This window comes from Aquabacterium sp. (genome assembly GCF_036273115.1).
Classification (GTDB): Bacteria; Pseudomonadota; Gammaproteobacteria; order Burkholderiales; family Burkholderiaceae_C; genus Aquabacterium.
Genome location: NZ_DASUIN010000022.1, coordinates 57654 through 74800, shown reverse-complemented (window position 1 = coordinate 74800; position 17147 = coordinate 57654). Strand labels below are relative to the sequence as shown.

Below are 17147 nucleotides of genomic sequence, written 5' to 3'. Positions count from 1 at the left end.
ATCCTTGACAGGCTATGGATGGTTTGTTGGGTGTGATGTCTTACAGGGTAGCTGGGCGTTTGGACAAGATGGCGTTGGCCACACGCGAGGCGGGCTTGTGGCCCAGCACTTGCGAGATGTAGGCGCCCGCATCGACCAACTTGTCCAGATCAATGCCGGTTTGAATGCCCAGGCCGTGCAGCAGGTAAACCACGTCTTCGGTGGCCACGTTGCCGGTGGCACCCTTGGCGTAGGGGCAGCCACCCAAGCCGGCCACGCTGGCGTCAAAGGTGTGAATGCCCAACTCCAGGCAAGCGTAGATGTTGGTCAGGGCTTGGCCATAGGTGTCGTGGAAGTGGCCGCTGAGTTCGGCCAACGGCACCAGCTTCATGGCGCTTTCCATCACTTGTTTGACTCGGCCCGCGGTGCCCACGCCAATGGTGTCGGCAATGCCGATGTGATCGGTGCCGATGTCGAGCAAGCGGCGGACGACGTCGCTGACTGCATCCACGGAGACCTCGCCCTGATACGGACAGCCCAGTGCGCAGGATACGGCGGCGCGCACTTTCATCTGGTTCGCGTGTGCGGCTTCCACGACAGGCCGGAAGCGTTCAATCGATTCGGCAATCGAGCAGTTGATATTGCGTTGGCTGAAAGCCTCGCTGGCGGCCGCGAAGATGACGACCTCGTCTGCCTTGGATTCGAGTGCGCCTTCAAAGCCCTTCATATTGGGCGTGAGTACCGAATAACGCACGCCCGCTTGGCGCTGAATGCCCGCCATCACGTCACTGTTGTCCCCCATTTGCGGCACCCATTTGGGGCTGACAAAGCTGGTGGCTTCGATCTCGCGCAGGCCAGCCGCTTGCAATCGGTGAATCAGCTCTATCTTGTATTCGGTGGCAATGGGTTGCGCTTCGTTTTGCAGGCCGTCGCGCGGGCCCACATCCACGAGTTTGACTTGAGTGGGCAACATCATGCGTCTCCTGGGGTAGCCTGGGCTTCGATGCGGAGCAACTCGGCACCTTCCGGCACCTGATCGCCCACAGCGCACAAGACCTCGGTCACGATGCCATCGACGGGGGCGTTGAGCGTGTGTTCCATTTTCATGGCTTCGGTCACGGCCACGGGCTGGCCGGCCTTCACTGCTTGACCGGCTTGCACCAACAGTGCGACGACCCGACCTGGCATTAGCGCGGCCAGCTTCCCGCTGCCGCTGTGGTCGTCACCCGCATGGGCCAAGGGGTCGATCAAGCGGGCTTGAACCTGGCCTTGAGGTGCAAATACGTGGAATTGCTCGCCATCGCGGTACACCGACACAGTGCGACGGTGTTGGCCCAGGTTGATGTCGAATCGATCGGCGCTGAGGCGGTGAACGCGCAGGGGTTGAGCCGATTCAGTCTGCCCCACTTGCAGTTCGAACTGCCCGGCCGCACCGTAGCTCAATACAGCCGAGGTGCGTTGGCCTTCGATGTCCAGTTGTAGATGTCGACGTGCGATGCCGTGCACGCGCCAGCCGTCATGTTGGTTCCATGGGTCTTGTTGACCGGATGTGTGCTGGGCTTCGTCGGCCATCTGGCGGGCCATGATGGCGGCCACGGTCCAACTGGTGGCGGCAGGGCCTTGATCGGGGGCAGCGAAGAGGTGCTCGCGTTCGCGCTCGATCAAAGCGGTGTCCAGATCGGCTTGCGAGAAAGCCTGACTGCTCACAATGCGGCGCAAGAAGGCCACGTTGTTGGCCAGGCCGGTGATGTGCATCTCGCTCAAAGCGGCATCCAACTGGGCCAGGGCTTGCTCGCGGTTGTGACCCCATACGATGAGTTTGGCGATCATCGAGTCGTAATAGGGCGTGATCTCATCGCCTTCGCGCACACCGCTGTCCACCCGCACCGGGGCGACGTGGAAGGCGTTGCTGGTGGGCGTGCGATACACATTCATCTTGCCGGTTGCAGGCAGGAACTGGTTGGCTGGGTTTTCAGCGCAAATGCGGGCCTCGATGGCGTGGCCACGAATGGCCAGTTCGTGCTGCTGTTTGGGCAGCGGCTCGCCCGCCGCCACGCGCAGTTGCCATTCCACCAGATCGAGGCCGGTGATGGCTTCGGTCACGGGGTGCTCGACCTGCAGGCGGGTGTTCATTTCCATGAAGTAAAACTTGCCGTCTTGCTCGGCAATGAACTCCACTGTCCCCGCACCCACATAGCCCACGCTGCGGGCGGCGGCAATGGCAGCGGCACCCATCTCGGCGCGGCGCTCGGCGGTCATGCCGGGGGCTGGGGCTTCTTCCAGTACCTTCTGGTGGCGGCGCTGCACCGAGCAGTCGCGCTCGAACAGATGGACGTAGTTGCCATGGGTGTCACCAAACACCTGGATTTCGATGTGGCGCGGCCGGGTCACATAGCGTTCCACCAGCACATGGTCATCGCCAAAGCTGGCCAAGGCTTCGCGCTTGCAAGACGCCAGCGCCGCTTCGAAGTCGGCCGAAGCTTGCACGGCCCGCATGCCCTTGCCGCCACCGCCCGCGCTGGCCTTGATCAGCACGGGGTAGCCCATGCGGTCAGCTTGCTCTTTCAGGAAGGCAGGGTCTTGCTTGTCGCCGTGGTAGCCCGGCACCAAAGGTACGTTGGCCTTTTCCATCAAGGCCTTGGCGGCCGACTTGCTGCCCATGGCGGCAATGGCGGAGGCGGGTGGGCCGATGAAGACCACGCCCGCTTTGGCGCAGGCCTGAGCGAAGTCTTCGTTTTCGCTCATGAAGCCATAGCCCGGGTGCACGGCTTGCGCGCCCGTGGCCAGGGCTGCCGCCAGGATGCGGTCGGCTTGCAGATAGCTGTCGCGTGGGGCAGGGCCACCAATGTGAACGGCTTCGTCGCAGGCCTGCACGTGGGCGGCGTGAGCGTCGGCATCGGAATAGACGGCCACGGTGCGGATGCCCATGCGGCGCGCGGTGGCTGCCACTCGGCAGGCGATTTCGCCACGGTTGGCGATGAGGATCTTGGTGAACATCAGTCGACCTTCACTGCTTGTCACCCGCCAGCCAGGGCGGGTTGGTTTTGTTCAAAAAGGCCTGCAGGCCCGCGCGGCCTTCGTCGCTGGCGCGGATGTCGGCAATGTGGCGGGCGGTGCGGTCGCGCAGTTCGGGCGTGATGGGCTGCTGGGCCACGTAGCCAATCAGTTCCTTGCTGGCACGCACGGCGGCTGGGCCGTTGCTGAGGATGGCTTTGACCAAGCCGTCCACCGTATCATCCAGGGCGTCCACATGAACGGCTTCATGCACCAAGCCGATGTGATGCGCTTGGGTGGCGTTGAAGCGCTCGGCGGTCACGAAATAGCGGCGGGCCGCGCGTTCGCCCATGGCGCGAATCACATAGGGGCTGATGGTGGCGGGGATCAGGCCCAGCTTCACTTCCGACAGGCTGAAGTGAACCGTGTCAGCCGCCACCGCCATGTCGCAGGCGGCCACCAAACCCACGCCACCGCCATAGCAGTCGCCCTGCACACGGGCAATGACGGGTACCGGGCAGCTGTAAATGGCCCACAGCATCTGAGCCAGGCCCGTGGCGTCGGCATGGTTTTCAGCCCAGCTGTAGTCGGCCATGGCGCGCATCCAGTTCAAGTCGCCCCCAGCGCTGAAAGCCTTGCCATGGGCGCCCATCACAATCGCTTTGATAGTCGGGTCGCTTCCCATGGATTGGAAGGCGTGGGTGATTTCCTGAATGGTGGTGTCGTTGAAAGCGTTGCGCAGTTCCGGGCGGTTCAGCCAGATGTGGCCCACGGTGCCGTTGGGGTGCGCTTGCTTGCGAATGTCCAAGGTGCTCATGGCGGCCCCTCTTACATGCGGAACACGCCAAAGCGTGTGTCCGGAATGGGTGCGTTCAGGCTGGCGCTCAAAGCCAGGGCCAGCACGCGGCGGGTGTCGGCCGGGCGAATCACGCCGTCGTCCCACAAGCGGGCGCTGGCGTAATACGGGTGGCCTTGGTCTTCATACTGCTGGCGAATTGGGGCCTTGAAGGCTTTTTCTTCCTGGGGCGACCATTGGCCCCCTTTGGCTTCGATGCCATCGCGCTTGACGGTGGCCAGCACACTCGCGGCTTGTTCGCCACCCATCACGCTGATGCGCGCGTTGGGCCACATCCACAGGAAGCGTGGGTTGAAGGCGCGGCCGCACATGCCGTAGTTGCCGGCCCCAAACGAGCCCCCAATGACCACGGTGAACTTGGGCACCTGGGCGCACGACACGGCCGTCACCATCTTGGCGCCCGCGCGGGCAATGCCTTCGTTTTCGTATTTGCGGCCCACCATGAAGCCGGTGATGTTCTGCAAGAACACCAAGGGGATCTTGCGCTGGCAGCACAGCTCGATGAAGTGCGCGCCCTTGTTGGCGCTTTCCGAGAACAAGATGCCGTTGTTGGCAATGATGCCCACCGGCATGCCTTCGATATGCGCAAAGCCGGTGACCAGGGTGTTGCCGTAGCGGGCCTTGAACTCGTCAAACTCGGAGTTGTCCACGATGCGGGCGATGACCTCGCGCACATCAAAGGGCTTGCGGGTGTCGGTGGGGATGATGCCGTTCAGTTCAGACGCGGCATAGCGGGGGGCACGCGGCTCGATCATCTGGATGGCGGGCTCTTTGCGCCAGTTCAACTGCGCCACACAACGCCGCGCCAGCGCCAGCGCATGGGTGTCGTCATTGGCCAGATGGTCGGCCACGCCAGAAAAGCGGGTGTGCACATCGCCGCCGCCCAGGTCTTCGGTGGTGACCACTTCACCCGTGGCGGCTTTCACCAAGGGCGGGCCTCCGAGGAAGATGGTGCCTTGGTTCTTGACGATGATGGTCTCGTCGCTCATGGCGGGCACATAGGCGCCACCCGCCGTGCACGAGCCCATGACCACGGCGATTTGCGGAATGCCCGCCGCGCTCATATTGGCCTGGTTGTAGAAAATGCGGCCAAAGTGATCACGGTCGGGGAAGACCTCATCCTGATTGGGCAAGTTCGCGCCACCCGAGTCCACCAGATAGATGCAGGGCAGGCGGTTCTGCATCGCGATCTCTTGCGCGCGCAGGTGCTTCTTGACTGTGAGCGGGTAGTAAGTGCCGCCCTTCACGGTGGCGTCGTTGCACACGATCATGCATTCCACGCCCGATACGCGGCCCACGCCGGCCACCACACCCGCACAGGGCGCGGCGTTGTCGTACACATTCAAGGCCGCCAGCGGGCCGATTTCCAGAAACGGCGAGCCGGGGTCCAGCAGCATTTCCACACGATCACGCGGCAGCAACTTGCCGCGGGCCAGGTGCTTGGCGCGTGGGCCTTCGCCGCCACCCAGGGCGATCTGCGCCAGCTTGGCTTCCAGGTCTTGCACCAAGGCCAACATGGCTTGCTCGCTGGCCTTGAAGGCTTCGCTGCGTGGGTTGATTTGTGATTCGATGACGGGCATGGCGGTCTTCGGATTCGGTTGAATCAAGGGGTGTCGTTGCCAGAGGGCGGGGCCACTTGCAGACTTTGCTGCAGGGCTTGCCGCACCTCATCGCGGAAGCGGGTCAGGGCTTCCAGCGAGGCATTCGGGGGGGTGATGGCGCTCCAGATCAGCGCGGTGAGTTGCTCGGCGGTCTTGTCGATGGCGGGGCGCTTTTGATTCGTGATCGAGTCCCACAGCACATGCTCCATCGAGCCGTAGATCAGCTCGCGCATCAGGCGCAGGGGCACATCGGTGCGGATCTCGCCTTGTTTTTGACCTTGCGCGAGGCAGTCCATCAAAGGCGCGGTGTAGCGGCGCTTGCACTCGGTGATGACATCAGCCAGATCGGGGCCCGTGGCGCGACCTTCGCCCAGCACGAGGGCGCACATGCCCGAGCCGTCGGCCAACAAGGTGATGAGGTGGTGGCGAATGACGAAGCTCAGCCGGGCGTAGACGCCTTGCAGGTGCGGCATTTCGCGCTCGACCTCGGTGCTGATCTCGTCGTACCAGTCTTTGATGACCTGGATGCACAACTCGCGCTTGCCAGCGAAGTAAGTGAACACCGTGGCTTCAGACACGCCCGCCCGCTCGGCAATCAGCGCCGTGGTGGCGTGCTGAAAGCCGTGCTCAGAAAAGACTTCGCGAGCGGCGCGCAGCAGCTCGGTGATGCGAAGTTGAGACTTGGCGCGCCGTGGCGCAACCCGTTGCAAAGCCGTCATGACATCAATAATTGAGTGGCACTCAATTATTTTCCGAAATCACCGCCTTTGCTGTTAGCGTTTTCTGAGTGTTTTTACCGAGAAAGTGAGTGGTGCTCAGTTTTTAAAGCAGTTCAATGGCCATCGCGGTGGCTTCGCCCCCACCAATGCACAGGCTGGCCACCCCACGTTTGCCGCCCCGCTGCTTCAGTGCGTGGATGAGCGTCACCAGAATGCGAGCCCCTGTTGCGCCAATGGGGTGTCCCAACGCGCAAGCTCCCCCGTTCACATTCACCTTGTCATGCGGCAAGTGCAGGGCTCGCATCGCCAGCATGGTCACCATGGCAAAGGCCTCGTTGATTTCAAAAAGGTCCACATCGGCCACCGACCATCCAGCCTTTCTCATGACCGTTTCAATCGCTTGGATGGGGGCCGACGGAAATCTCGCGGGGGTATCTGCGTGGGTGCTTTGGGCCACGATATGAGCCAGCGGCCGCAAGCCAGCCTCGCTGGCCACACTGGCTCGGGTCAGCACCAGCGCGGCGGCGCCATCCGCGATCGACGACGAACTGGCCGGGGTGATCGTGCCTTCCTGTCCGGGCGTGGCGAAAGCGGGCTTCAAGCGAGCCACCTTTTCTGGCTGACACAAGCCGGGCGTTTCATCGACATCGACCGCCGTGGTCAACCCTTTGATGTGAACCTCGACCGGTGTGATCTCGTGAACAAACCAGCCCGAGTCGACCGCGGTTTGCGCCCGTCGAATCGACTCCAGGGCGTAGTGGTCTTGCTCGGTCCGGGTCAGGCCTGCTTCATGTGCCATCAATTCGGCGTAGTGGCCCATCAATTCGCCCCCATAGGCGTCTTGTAGGCCATCGAAGAACATGTGGTCGATGGTTCGCCCATGCCCCAGACGCTGTCCCTTGCGTTCTGCCGGTAGCAGATAGGGGGCGTTGCTCATCGACTCCATACCGCCAGCGACGAGATAGTCCGCGGCGCCCGCTTTCAGCAAATCGTGCGCGAGCATGACGGTCTTCATGCCTGAACCGCACATTTTCGTCAGCGTGGTGGCGCCGACTGATTCGGGTAGACCGCCGCCGAGAGCGGCTTGGCGTGCGGGAGCTTGTCCCAGCCCAGCCATCAGGCAGCAACCCATATAGACCTCGTTGATCTGCTCGGGTTTGACTCCGCTGTCATGCACTGCAGCGCGAATGGCCGCAGCACCCAAGCTGGGTGAGGGTAGGGAGGACAGGGCCCCTAAAAACCCCCCGATCGGCGTGCGGCGGGCCGACAAAATCACGATGGCGTCAGATGTGGACATGTTCGGCCTCCTGTTGCGGTCGGTGCGCCGCGTTGAGTTGAATGCGCTCAGCGCGCTTATTTGGCGGCCATGCGCAGGGCGCCGTCAAGGCGAATGACCTCACCGTTCAGGTATTCGTTTTCAACGATGTGGCGTACGAGGGCGGCGTATTCAGCCGGTTTGCCCAAGCGGGCGGGGTGCGGAACCGTGGCCGCCAGCGAGTCCTGAACTTCCTGTGGCAGCCCCATCAACATGGGGGTTTCGAAAATGCCGGGGGCAATCGTCATCACCCTGACATGTTCGCGTGCAAGATCTCTCGCTGCAGGCAACGTCATGGAAACGACTCCGCCTTTGGATGCGGCGTAGGCGGCTTGCCCCATCTGCCCATCGAAAGCGGCAACCGATGCTGTGTTGATGACGACCCCTTTGGAGGCGCCATCCTCCGGCGCGCCGGAGCTCACAAAGGCTGGCACCGCTAAACGCATCATGTTGAAAGTGCCCACCAAATTCACCAAGATGGTGCGTGTGAATCCCTCTAACGACGCGGGGCCATTGCGCGTCAGGATTTTTTCTGCCGAGGCAATGCCGGCAGCGTTCACCAGCACGTCCAGACGACCGAAGTGATCCAGCGCTGCTTGGACCGCTGCTTGCCCGCTGGCAGCGTCGCTCACGTCGGTTTTGACGTGGACCCAGCGCCCCGCCCAGCTCGCCTGGGCCCAGTTTTCCCTGGGAGAGCCCAGGTCGGCCAGCACCACGCGCCCCCCAGCTTCCAGTGCCATGCGCGCGGCGGCTGCGCCCAGTCCCGACGCGCCGCCAGTGATCAGCCAGACCCGTTTGCTCAGTTCCATTTTCATTCCTTGAAAAAGACGCGCGATTTCGCGTTTGTTATGGCCAGTCTAGAAAGATTTCACGCGCTCCCGGATCCCCATTTCCGGCAGCTTGAACCCCGTTTTTGTTGTGCTGTGGCAACAAAAAAGACCCAATTTGGTCCCTCTAGCGGGTTAGTTGTGGGGGGGGAGTGTTCAGTTTCGGTGCTTTGCGCACCAGAATGGTCGCCAAGGGTTTGTCCGGCTCGGGCAAAGCCTCAAGTCTCAAAAAGGAGAAATGCATGTTTGCTAAGAACGCTCTGGTGGCTGCTGCTGCCCTCGTGGTTTCCGTGGCTGCTCAAGCCCAATCCGTTTCCGTGTACGGCAACCTGGACGTCGCCGTCGGTTCTTTCGAAGACGACCTGACCAACCGCGTGACCAAGGTTGAGTCCGGTGTTCTGGACGGTTCCTTCCTGGGCTTCAAGGGCCAGGAAGACCTGGGTGGCGGCCTGAAGGCTGTCTTCAAGCTGGAAAGCGCCATTGGCGTTGACGCCGGCACCACCGATTCCAAGCTGTGGCAGCGCACCAGCGAAATCGGTCTGGTTGGTAGCTTCGGCACCGTGACCGTCGGTAACTCGCTGTCTCTGTCGGCTCTGGCTAACCACACTCAAAGCCCCTTCAGCGTGCTGGGTCAAATGGGTCTGGGCGGCGCTCTGAACTTCAACCCCTTCCAAGCTAACTCGGTGACCTACACCTCCAAGAGCTACTCTGGCTTCTCGGGTGCAGCTCAGTACGGCGCTTCGGAAACCCGCGGTCAAGACTCGATCATCGCTCTGCAAGGTAACTACGCTCAAGGCCCTCTGGCTGCTGGCGTGACCTACACCGAAGGTGAAAAGCAGTCGCTGTGGCAATTCGGCGGTAGCTTCGACCTGGGCGCTGCCAAGCTGTTCGCTCAGTACGCTCAAGCCAACGACTACACCACCAAGGATGACGTGAACAGCTTCCACTTGGGCGTGTCGGCTCCTGTGGGCGCCAATGGCACCGCTCTGGCTTCGTGGACTCACACCACCGAAGAAAACACCTGGAAGGCTGATCAGCTGAACGTGGCTTATGACTACGCTCTGAGCAAGCGCACTGGTGCTTACGCTGGCCTGATGTACACCCAAATCAAGCCTGAAGGCGGCGACAGCAAGTCCGGCCTGAGCGCTGCTGTGGGTCTGCGTCACGCTTTCTGATCCTGACGCGATCTATCAAGGCGGTCTGACCGCCTTGAACCCCAAAACCCGCTGGCGCAAGCCTGCGGGTTTTTTATTTGTTGCTCCCCTGTGGGAGGGGCTGGCCACCGTGCTGGCAAGTGCCACAATCTGCGCCGTGCTGCCTGTTTCTGCTCTCCCCATCCTGCAAGACGTTTTTGGCTATGCGGCCTTTCGCGGTCAGCAGCAAGCCATCGTGGAGCACGTCATCGAGGGTGGCGATGCCTTGGTGCTGATGCCCACTGGCGGGGGAAAAAGCCTGTGCTATCAGGTGCCAGCCATTGCGCGACACCGTGCCGGCCGGGGCGTCACGATTGTGGTGTCACCCCTGATCGCCTTGATGCACGACCAGGTGGGGGCACTGGAAGAGGTCGGCGTTCACGCTGCCTATTTGAATAGCTCGCTGTCTTCAGAAGAGGCACAGCAGGTCGAACGCGACATGATGTCGGGCAAGCTGGTGTTGCTCTACGCGGCGCCCGAGCGCATCACCCACCCGCGTTTTCAGGCGCAGTTGCTGAGCTTGTACGAGCGTGGCTTGCTGAGCTTGTTTGCGATTGACGAAGCCCACTGCGTCAGTCAGTGGGGGCATGATTTCCGTGAAGAGTATCTGCAGCTCAACATGCTGCACGAACGCTTCCCCGACGTGCCGCGCCTGGCTTTGACGGCTACGGCCGATGACCACACCCGCGCGGACATGATCGAGCGCCTGCAGTTGCAAGACGCGCGTGTCTTCATCAGCAGCTTCGATCGTCCCAATATTCGCTACACCCTGGTTGAAAAAGACAACCCCCGGGCTCAGTTGCTGCGCTTCATTCGCGATGAGCATGAGGGCGATGCGGGCATCGTCTACTGCCAAAGTCGCCGCAAAGTGGAAGACACCGCGCAGTGGCTATCAGAGCAGGGCATCGAGGCCTTGCCCTACCACGCGGGTCTGGATGCGTCGGTGCGGCAGCGACATCAAGATCGCTTCTTGCGCGAAGAGGGCTTGGTGATGGTGGCCACCATTGCCTTTGGCATGGGCATCGACAAGCCGGACGTGCGCTTCGTGGCACACCTCGATTTGCCCAAGAACATCGAAAGCTATTACCAGGAGACAGGGCGCGCCGGTCGCGATGGTCGTGAGGCTGACGCCTGGTTGACTTATGGTCTGGCCGATGTGGTGAACCAGCGGCGCATGATCGACGAAAGCCCCGCCCACGAAGAGTTCAAGCGCATTCAACGGGCCAAGCTTGATGCCCTGCTGGCCTTGGCTGAGGCCTGCGATTGCAGGCGGGTGCGCTTGCTGGCTTATTTCGGTGAAAGCAGCCAGCCCTGCGGCAATTGCGACAATTGCCTTAACCCCCCGGCGACCTGGGATGGCACCGAAGCCGCGCGCAAGCTGCTCAGCTGCATCTATCGTTTCTGGCAACATGGTCAGCAGCGCTTTGGTGCAGGGCACCTCATTGATGTCTTGCGGGGCAAAGACACCGACAAGGTTCGACAGTATGGCCACCAGACGCTGTCGACCTTTGGCGTGGGGGCGGATCTGTCGGAAAACCAGTGGCGAGCGGTGCTCAGGCAGTTGGTTGCCTTGGGCTATGTGTTTGCCGAAGGCGAGTTCAATACGCTGACCTTGGCCGATACCGCACGCGCCGTGTTGCGCGGCGAAGTGACCTTGACCTTGCGTGAGGCGCCTGATGCGGTCAAGCGAACGCGTTCAACGCGAGCTGGCGGAAAAGCGGCCGCGCCTCAGGACCTCGACCCCATGGCGCTTGAGCGATATCAGGCCCTGAAGGCCTGGCGTGCCGAGGTGGCGCGCGAGCACAACTTGCCGGCCTATGTGGTGTTTCACGACGCCACTTTGGCTGACATGGCGCGACTCGGGCCGCAGAGCCTGGCCGAGCTGGGCACCATCAGCGGTGTGGGCAGCAAGAAATTGCAAGCTTATGGTGCGCAAATCCTGTCCGTTCTGGCTGCCTGAACGGTAACCAAACTGGTGCATGGCGCCGCCGGTTTGTGCGCAATAAGAGTGCTTGGAGCCGGAAAGCGGAGCGCTTGTGGTGCCTGTCTGGCACGCATCTGGTGCTCTGTTGTGAGGTAACGACGAGCTGTTTGCTCAGGCATGGAAAAGGGTTGGCCCGCTTTTTGCTGAGCTGTTAACGTGGACACACCGTCCCGTATTGGTTTCGAGACGGAAGGCAGTTTTCATGTGCCTGACATGGATCGGAATCTGTTCACTTATTGCTAGGAGAACTCGATGTTTGCAAAGAAGAACCTGGTGGCTGCGGCCGCCCTGTTGGCGATCGCTGGCGCAGCCCAGGCTGACGTGAAGGTGTATGGCACGCTGGACGTGGGTATGGGCTCGGTTGAAGACGCCCATGCCAAGGACGACAAGACTCGCACCACCCAGGTGACCAGTGGTGGCATGATGACCAGCTACCTGGGCTTTGCTGGCAGCGAAGACCTGGGCAGCGGTTTGAAGGCCGAATTTGCTCTGGAAACCTTCATGGCTCCCGACACCGGGGCCACCCTGACAAACATGGCTGGCGGCTTCTGGGGCCGTGGCTCGTGGGTGGGTCTGTCCGGCAATTTCGGTCGCGTGGCTCTGGGTCAATATGACAACCCACTGTTCACCTCCGGCTACACCTACAACCCCTTCGGTAGCTCCATGCTGGTGTCGCCCACCATGCGCCACTTCTACAGCAAGACCGCTTCGCTGGGCTTTGACACCGGTTGGGTGAACTCGGTCACCTATGAGTCGCCTGTGGTTCAAGGCTTCAATGCCGTGCTGCAGTTTGCCCCCAAGGAAAAGGCAACCGGTAGCAGCGACAGCTACACCGTCGCAGGTGGCTACAACAATGGCCCGATCAGCGCCATGCTGACCTATGAAAAGGCTGGCTTGGTTGATGGCAGCAAGGCTTACCTGGCTGACCAGAAGGTTCTGAACCTGGGCGCCAGCTATGACCTGGGCGTGGCCAAGCTGTTTGGTCAGTACACCAACCTGAAGACCTCCAAGGTTGCCGCAGGCGACGTGGATGTCAAGAACGTGATCTATCAGGTCGGCGTGAGCGTGCCTCTGAATGACAAGCTGTCGGTGATGGCTTCGTTCGGTTCCAACAAGGCCACCGACAACGATACCGACGAGTCTGGTACCGACCGTGTGTTCTCTGTGGGTGCCGACTACCTGCTGTCCAAGCGCACCGACGTGTACGTGGCTTTTGTCAACAACACGCAAACTGGCCTGACTTCCGGTCAAACCATCGCTGCCGGTATCAAGCACAACTTCTGATCTGAGTTTCCTCAGACTGAAGCACAAAGCGCCCCTCGGGGCGCTTTTTTCATTGCCGCTCGAACAGGAATACGGCTGAGCTGGCCATCAAGTTGGGCCACTGTCGCACCGTTTTGGCGCCATGCAAGCCGAATGAGTCGGTGATGTTCAAACCATTCTTGCGCGCCAGCACTTCGAAGTCCCTGAAGGTGGCCACCCGGATGTTCGGGGTGTCGTACCACTGATAGGGCAGTGACTTGGTGACGGGCATGTGTCCACGCAGCACCGCCAGGCGGTGCGGCCAGTGCGCAAAATTGGGGAAGCTGACGATGCCGGTGCGGCCGACTCGGGCGGTCTCGCGCAGCATGGCTTCGGTGTTGCGCAGGTGTTGCAGGGTGTCGAGTTGCAGCACCACGTCGAAGCTGTTGTCCTCGAACAGGCTCAGACCTTCTTCCAGGTTGCGCTGGATCACGTTCACACCGCGCTTGACGCATTCCAGCACCTTGCTGTCATCCAGCTCGATGCCGTAACCGGTGCATTGGCGTTCGTCGCGCAGGCGCGCCAGCAGCTCGCCATTGCCGCAACCCAGGTCAAGCACGCGAGAGCCCGGTGGCACCATTTGCGCCACCACGTTGTGCAGGAAGCGGTCACTCATGCTGCCCCTCCCAGTTCCTGGTGGATGCGTTCGAAGTAGGCGCGTACCACAGCGTGGTAACGCGGGTCGTCGAGCAGGAAGGCATCGTGTCCATGGGGGGCATCGATTTCGGCGTAGCTGACGTCATGGCGGTTGTCGACCAGGGCCTTGACGATTTCGCGTGAACGAGCAGGCGAGAAGCGCCAGTCGGTGGTGAAGCTGATGACCAGGAACTTGGCCAGCGCACGTGCCAGGGCGGCCGACAGGCTGCCGCCATGCGCGCGGGCGGGGTCGAAGTAGTCGAGGGCGCGGGTGATCAGCAGGTAGGTGTTGGCATCGAAGTAGTCGCTGAACTTGTCGCCTTGGTAGCGCAGGTAGCTTTCCACCTGGAATTCGATGTCTTGCGTGCTGTAGCGAGGCTCCTGGCCGGGTTCGCGCCCGACCATCTCGCGGCCGAACTTCTCTTCCATCACGTCGTCAGACAGGTAGGTGATGTGGCCGATCATGCGCGCGACGCGCAGCCCGCGGCGGGGCACCACGCCATGTTCGTAGAAATGGCCCTGGTGGAAGTCGGGGTCGGTGATGATGGCGCGGCGGGCCACCTCGTTGAATGCGATGTTTTGCGCCGAGAGGTTGGGGGCGGTGGCCACGGCCACGCAATGGCCGACGCGGTCTGGGTATTGCAAGGTCCAGCTCAGGGCTTGCATGCCGCCGAGGCTGCCGCCGAGCACGGCCGCCAGCTTGTCGATACCGAGTCGATCGAGCACCCGGGCCTGCGCGTTCACCCAGTCTTCGACCGTGACCACGGGGAAGTCTGCACCGTAGAGTTTGCCGGTGTCCGGGTTGGTATGCATGGGGCCGGTCGAGCCAAAGCACGAGCCCGGGTTGTTGATGCCGATGACGAAGAACTTGTCGGTGTCCAATGGCTTGCCGGGGCCGATCATGTTGTCCCACCAGCCTTCGCTCTTGGGCTTGGGGTGGCCGTTTTCGTCGGCATGCAAGCCGGCAACGTGGTGCGAGGCGTTCAGGGCGTGGCACACGAGCACGGCGTTGCTGCGGTCGGCATTGAGGCGACCGTAGGTTTCATAGACCAGCGTGTAGTCGTTCAGTACCGCACCGCTTTGCAAGCAAAGCGGCGTACCAAAGTGCATGGACGCTGGCGTGACAACTCCGAGAGAGGACATGACGCTTGAAACTCAAAACAAAAAACCGGCCGCGCATGGAAGCAGGGGCCGGTCAGCAGCGCCCTCTTTAGCGGTATTTTTTTAAAGCGCCCGCAAGCCGGACAAATCGGCGCTGTGGTCGACAGTGTAGCGGCAAAGTTCCGCATGCGCACCAAAGCCTTGTGCCAATATGAGGGTGATCAAGCTGTGAATGATCCCTTTCATGATGTGAATGGATCAGGGGGTGTGCTCTTAGGATGGACACTCGCGGGTGCTGGCCTAGTAGGGGTGACGCGTCTCGCGAGTAAACCGCAAGGAGTGTTCCATGCCACGCTGGTTGATTCGACTCAATGAGCATGTGCCGATTCGATACGGTGCCTGGTTTTTTGCGGTCGTGGGCTTTGCTGCCGCGCTGTCTTACTCGGCGCTGACCGATCAAGCCTGGTGGGTTGTCGGCCTGACGGCGGGACTGGTCGGCCTGGGTGTGAGTGACATGACCCAATCGTCCCGGGCGGTTCTGCGCAACTATCCGGTTATCGGGCACTTGCGCTATCTGCTGGAATTTGTCCGCCCGGAGTTGCGCCAGTACTTCATTGAAAGCGACGGCGAGGCGGCCCCCTTTTCTCGGCAGCAGCGTTCACTGGTCTACCAGCGAGCCAAGGGCGAGCCAGACAAGCGTCCGTTCGGGACCCAGAAAGACGTTAACGCCACCGGATACGAGTGGATCAGCCATTCCATTGCGCCCACGCACATTGCCTCGCAGGACTTCCGTATCCTCATCGGGGCCGGGGGCAGTTCCTGCACCCAACCGTATAGCGCCAGTCTGTTCAATGTGTCGGCCATGAGCTTTGGTGCCCTGAGTGCGAATGCCATTCTGGCGCTCAACGGCGGGGCCAAGAAGGGGGGCTTTGCCCATGACACGGGAGAGGGCTCGATCAGTCGTTACCACCGCCAGCAAGGGGGCGACCTGATCTGGGAAATTGGCTCGGGCTATTTTGGTTGCCGCAACGCCCAAGGCCAGTTTGACCCCGAGCAGTTCAGCCGCAATGCGCTAGACCCTCAGGTCAAGATGATCGAGTTGAAGTTGAGCCAGGGCGCCAAACCAGGCCATGGCGGCGTGTTGCCAGGCCCCAAGGTGACGCCGGAAATTGCCGAAGCGCGTGGCGTGACGGTGGGGCAAGATTGCGTGTCGCCGGCCACGCACAGTGCGTTTTCCACCCCCGTGGAAATGATGCGCTTCATTGAGCAGTTGCGACAACTCTCGGGCGGCAAGCCGGTGGGCTTCAAGTTCTGCATGGGCCATGTGTGGGAGTGGTTTGCCATGGTCAAGGCCATGCGCGAAACCGGCATCTGGCCTGACTTCATCGTGGTCGATGGGGCTGAAGGCGGCACCGGGGCGGCACCGCTGGAGTTCACGGACCACGTGGGTGCCCCACTGCAGGAAGGTTTGCTGATGGTGCACAACACCTTGGTGGGTCTCAATGAGCGTCACCGCGTCAAACTGGGTTGCGCGGGCAAGGTGATCAGCGCGTTCGACATCGCGCGCATGATGGCCCTGGGGGCCGACTGGTGCAACTCGGCGCGCGGGTTCATGTTTGCGCTGGGTTGCATCCAGGCGCAAAGCTGCCACACGGGCCACTGCCCAACGGGGGTGACGACGCAAGACCCGGCGCGCATGCGTGCCCTGGTGGTGCCTGACAAGACCGAGCGGGTGTACCGCTACCACCACAACACGATGTTTGCGCTCAAGGAGTTGGTGCAGGCCGCAGGGCTGCATCACCCCAACGAAATCACGGCCGACCACATCTTGAGGCGCGTGTCGGGCTGCGATACCCGCCGGCTGTCAAACTTGATGCGGTACGCCAAGCCGGGCGAATTGTTGTTGGCTGAACAGGGGCAGGGACCCTGGTTGCAGCCAGCGTTTGAGCAATATTGGAACCGGGCCCGAGCCGATTCCTTCTCGCTCTAGATCTGGAAGACTTCAGGCCTTGGGTGGCGCGGTGTCGATGAAGCTCTGGCGCTGCGAGAGCTTCTCAAACAGCTTGCCCAGATTGGGATAGTCTTCTCGCCAGTCGATTTGCGGAAAGCGGAAGTCGAGGTAGCCCAGGGCGCAACCGACGGCGATGTCCGCCAGAGTGTGGTGGTTGTTGCCGGCGGCACACCAGGGACGATCGCCCAAGCCCAGGCTCATGGCCTTCAGGCTGGCGTGCACCTTCTCCAGTTGCCGGTCGATCCAGGCCGGACAGCGCTGGGCATCGGTGCGGCCTGGCCAGGTTTGTTCCATGCGCGCCAGCACGGCGGCATCGAGCAAGCCGTCCGCCAGGGCTTCCCAGGTGCGAATTTCCACGCGCTCGCGTCCACCCAGAGGAATGAGCTTGCCCACAGGCGACAGGGTGTCGACGTATTCGACGATGACCCGTGAGTCAAAAATCGCCTCGCCGCCTTCCATGACCAGACAGGGCACCTTCCCCAGGGGGTTGGCATCCATGATCCGGGTGTCCGCGGCCCAGACGTCCTCCACTTCGAACTTGTAGTCCAGTTTTTTTTCTGCCAGCACCACCCGTACTTTGCGAACGAAGGGGCTGGTCAGCGATCCGATGAGTTTCATTCTTGATCAGA

14 protein-coding genes and 1 riboswitch are annotated in these 17147 nt (G+C 61.6%); of the genes, 4 read left to right on the top strand and 10 right to left on the bottom strand.

What is annotated here, in order from left to right; all coding sequences use genetic code 11:
- Positions 1-40: 40 nt before the first annotated feature.
- The 7 genes from VFW72_RS08405 to VFW72_RS08375 form a co-directional block, all read right to left on the bottom strand.
- Positions 41-952, bottom strand: coding sequence for a hydroxymethylglutaryl-CoA lyase (locus VFW72_RS08405; RefSeq protein WP_329673840.1), 912 nt, complete (start codon positions 950-952; stop codon positions 41-43).
- On the bottom strand, positions 952-2976 hold the full coding sequence (locus tag VFW72_RS08400) for an acetyl/propionyl/methylcrotonyl-CoA carboxylase subunit alpha (protein ID WP_329673839.1): 2025 nt from the start codon (positions 2974-2976) through the stop codon (positions 952-954). Before VFW72_RS08400 ends, VFW72_RS08405 begins: the two co-directional genes overlap by 1 nt.
- 10 nt (positions 2977-2986) lie before the next feature.
- Positions 2987-3790 carry an enoyl-CoA hydratase/isomerase family protein gene (locus VFW72_RS08395; RefSeq protein WP_329673838.1) on the bottom strand — a complete coding sequence of 268 codons (804 nt, stop codon included), beginning with the start codon at positions 3788-3790 and terminating at the stop codon, positions 2987-2989.
- Positions 3791-3801: 11 nt separating this feature from the next.
- The gene (locus VFW72_RS08390; RefSeq protein ID WP_329673837.1) at positions 3802-5409 is read right to left on the bottom strand and encodes a carboxyl transferase domain-containing protein; all 1608 of its coding nucleotides are present in this window, start codon (positions 5407-5409) and stop codon (positions 3802-3804) included.
- 23 nt (positions 5410-5432) lie between these two features.
- Positions 5433-6149 carry a TetR/AcrR family transcriptional regulator gene (locus VFW72_RS08385; RefSeq protein ID WP_329673836.1) on the bottom strand — a complete coding sequence of 239 codons (717 nt, stop codon included), beginning with the start codon at positions 6147-6149 and terminating at the stop codon, positions 5433-5435.
- Positions 6150-6252: 103 nt separating this feature from the next.
- Entirely contained in the window at positions 6253-7446 is a 1194-nt protein-coding gene (locus VFW72_RS08380; RefSeq protein WP_329673835.1) for an acetyl-CoA C-acyltransferase, read from the bottom strand.
- Positions 7447-7502: 56 nt separating this feature from the next.
- The gene (locus tag VFW72_RS08375; RefSeq protein ID WP_329673834.1) at positions 7503-8273 is read right to left on the bottom strand and encodes an SDR family NAD(P)-dependent oxidoreductase; all 771 of its coding nucleotides are present in this window, start codon (positions 8271-8273) and stop codon (positions 7503-7505) included.
- Between the two features lie 260 nt (positions 8274-8533).
- Here VFW72_RS08375 and VFW72_RS08370 point away from each other — a divergent pair, with 260 nt between their 5' ends.
- From VFW72_RS08370 to VFW72_RS08360, 3 genes are all read left to right on the top strand, one after another.
- Complete coding sequence (locus VFW72_RS08370; protein WP_329673833.1) at positions 8534-9466, top strand: porin; 933 nt, start codon at positions 8534-8536, stop codon at positions 9464-9466.
- A 109-nt stretch (positions 9467-9575) separates the two neighbouring features.
- Positions 9576-11444 carry a DNA helicase RecQ gene (gene recQ, locus VFW72_RS08365; RefSeq protein ID WP_414638787.1) on the top strand — a complete coding sequence of 623 codons (1869 nt, stop codon included), beginning with the start codon at positions 9576-9578 and terminating at the stop codon, positions 11442-11444.
- 276 nt (positions 11445-11720) lie between these two features.
- Entirely contained in the window at positions 11721-12752 is a 1032-nt protein-coding gene (locus VFW72_RS08360) for a porin (protein WP_329673832.1), read from the top strand.
- 49 nt (positions 12753-12801) lie between these two features.
- Here the strand turns inward: VFW72_RS08360 and metW are convergent, their stop codons facing one another.
- Positions 12802-13386 (bottom strand): methionine biosynthesis protein MetW, encoded by a 585-nt coding sequence (gene metW, locus VFW72_RS08355; RefSeq protein ID WP_329673831.1) that lies wholly within the window; start codon positions 13384-13386, stop codon positions 12802-12804.
- Positions 13383-14549, bottom strand: a complete 1167-nt coding sequence (gene metX / locus VFW72_RS08350; protein ID WP_329673830.1) for a homoserine O-succinyltransferase MetX — start codon at positions 14547-14549, stop codon at positions 13383-13385. Before metX ends, metW begins: the two co-directional genes overlap by 4 nt.
- Positions 14550-14595: 46 nt before the next feature.
- Positions 14596-14672: riboswitch (SAM riboswitch) on the bottom strand.
- Positions 14673-14853: 181 nt separating this feature from the next.
- Between metX and VFW72_RS08345 the strand changes: the two genes are divergently transcribed.
- Entirely contained in the window at positions 14854-16497 is a 1644-nt protein-coding gene (locus VFW72_RS08345; protein ID WP_329673829.1) for an FMN-binding glutamate synthase family protein, read from the top strand.
- Positions 16498-16509: 12 nt separating this feature from the next.
- On the opposite strand, the gene VFW72_RS08340 is transcribed toward VFW72_RS08345, so the two are convergent.
- Positions 16510-17136, bottom strand: coding sequence for a glutathione S-transferase N-terminal domain-containing protein (locus VFW72_RS08340; RefSeq protein WP_329673828.1), 627 nt, complete (start codon positions 17134-17136; stop codon positions 16510-16512).
- Positions 17137-17147 lie beyond the last annotated feature (11 nt).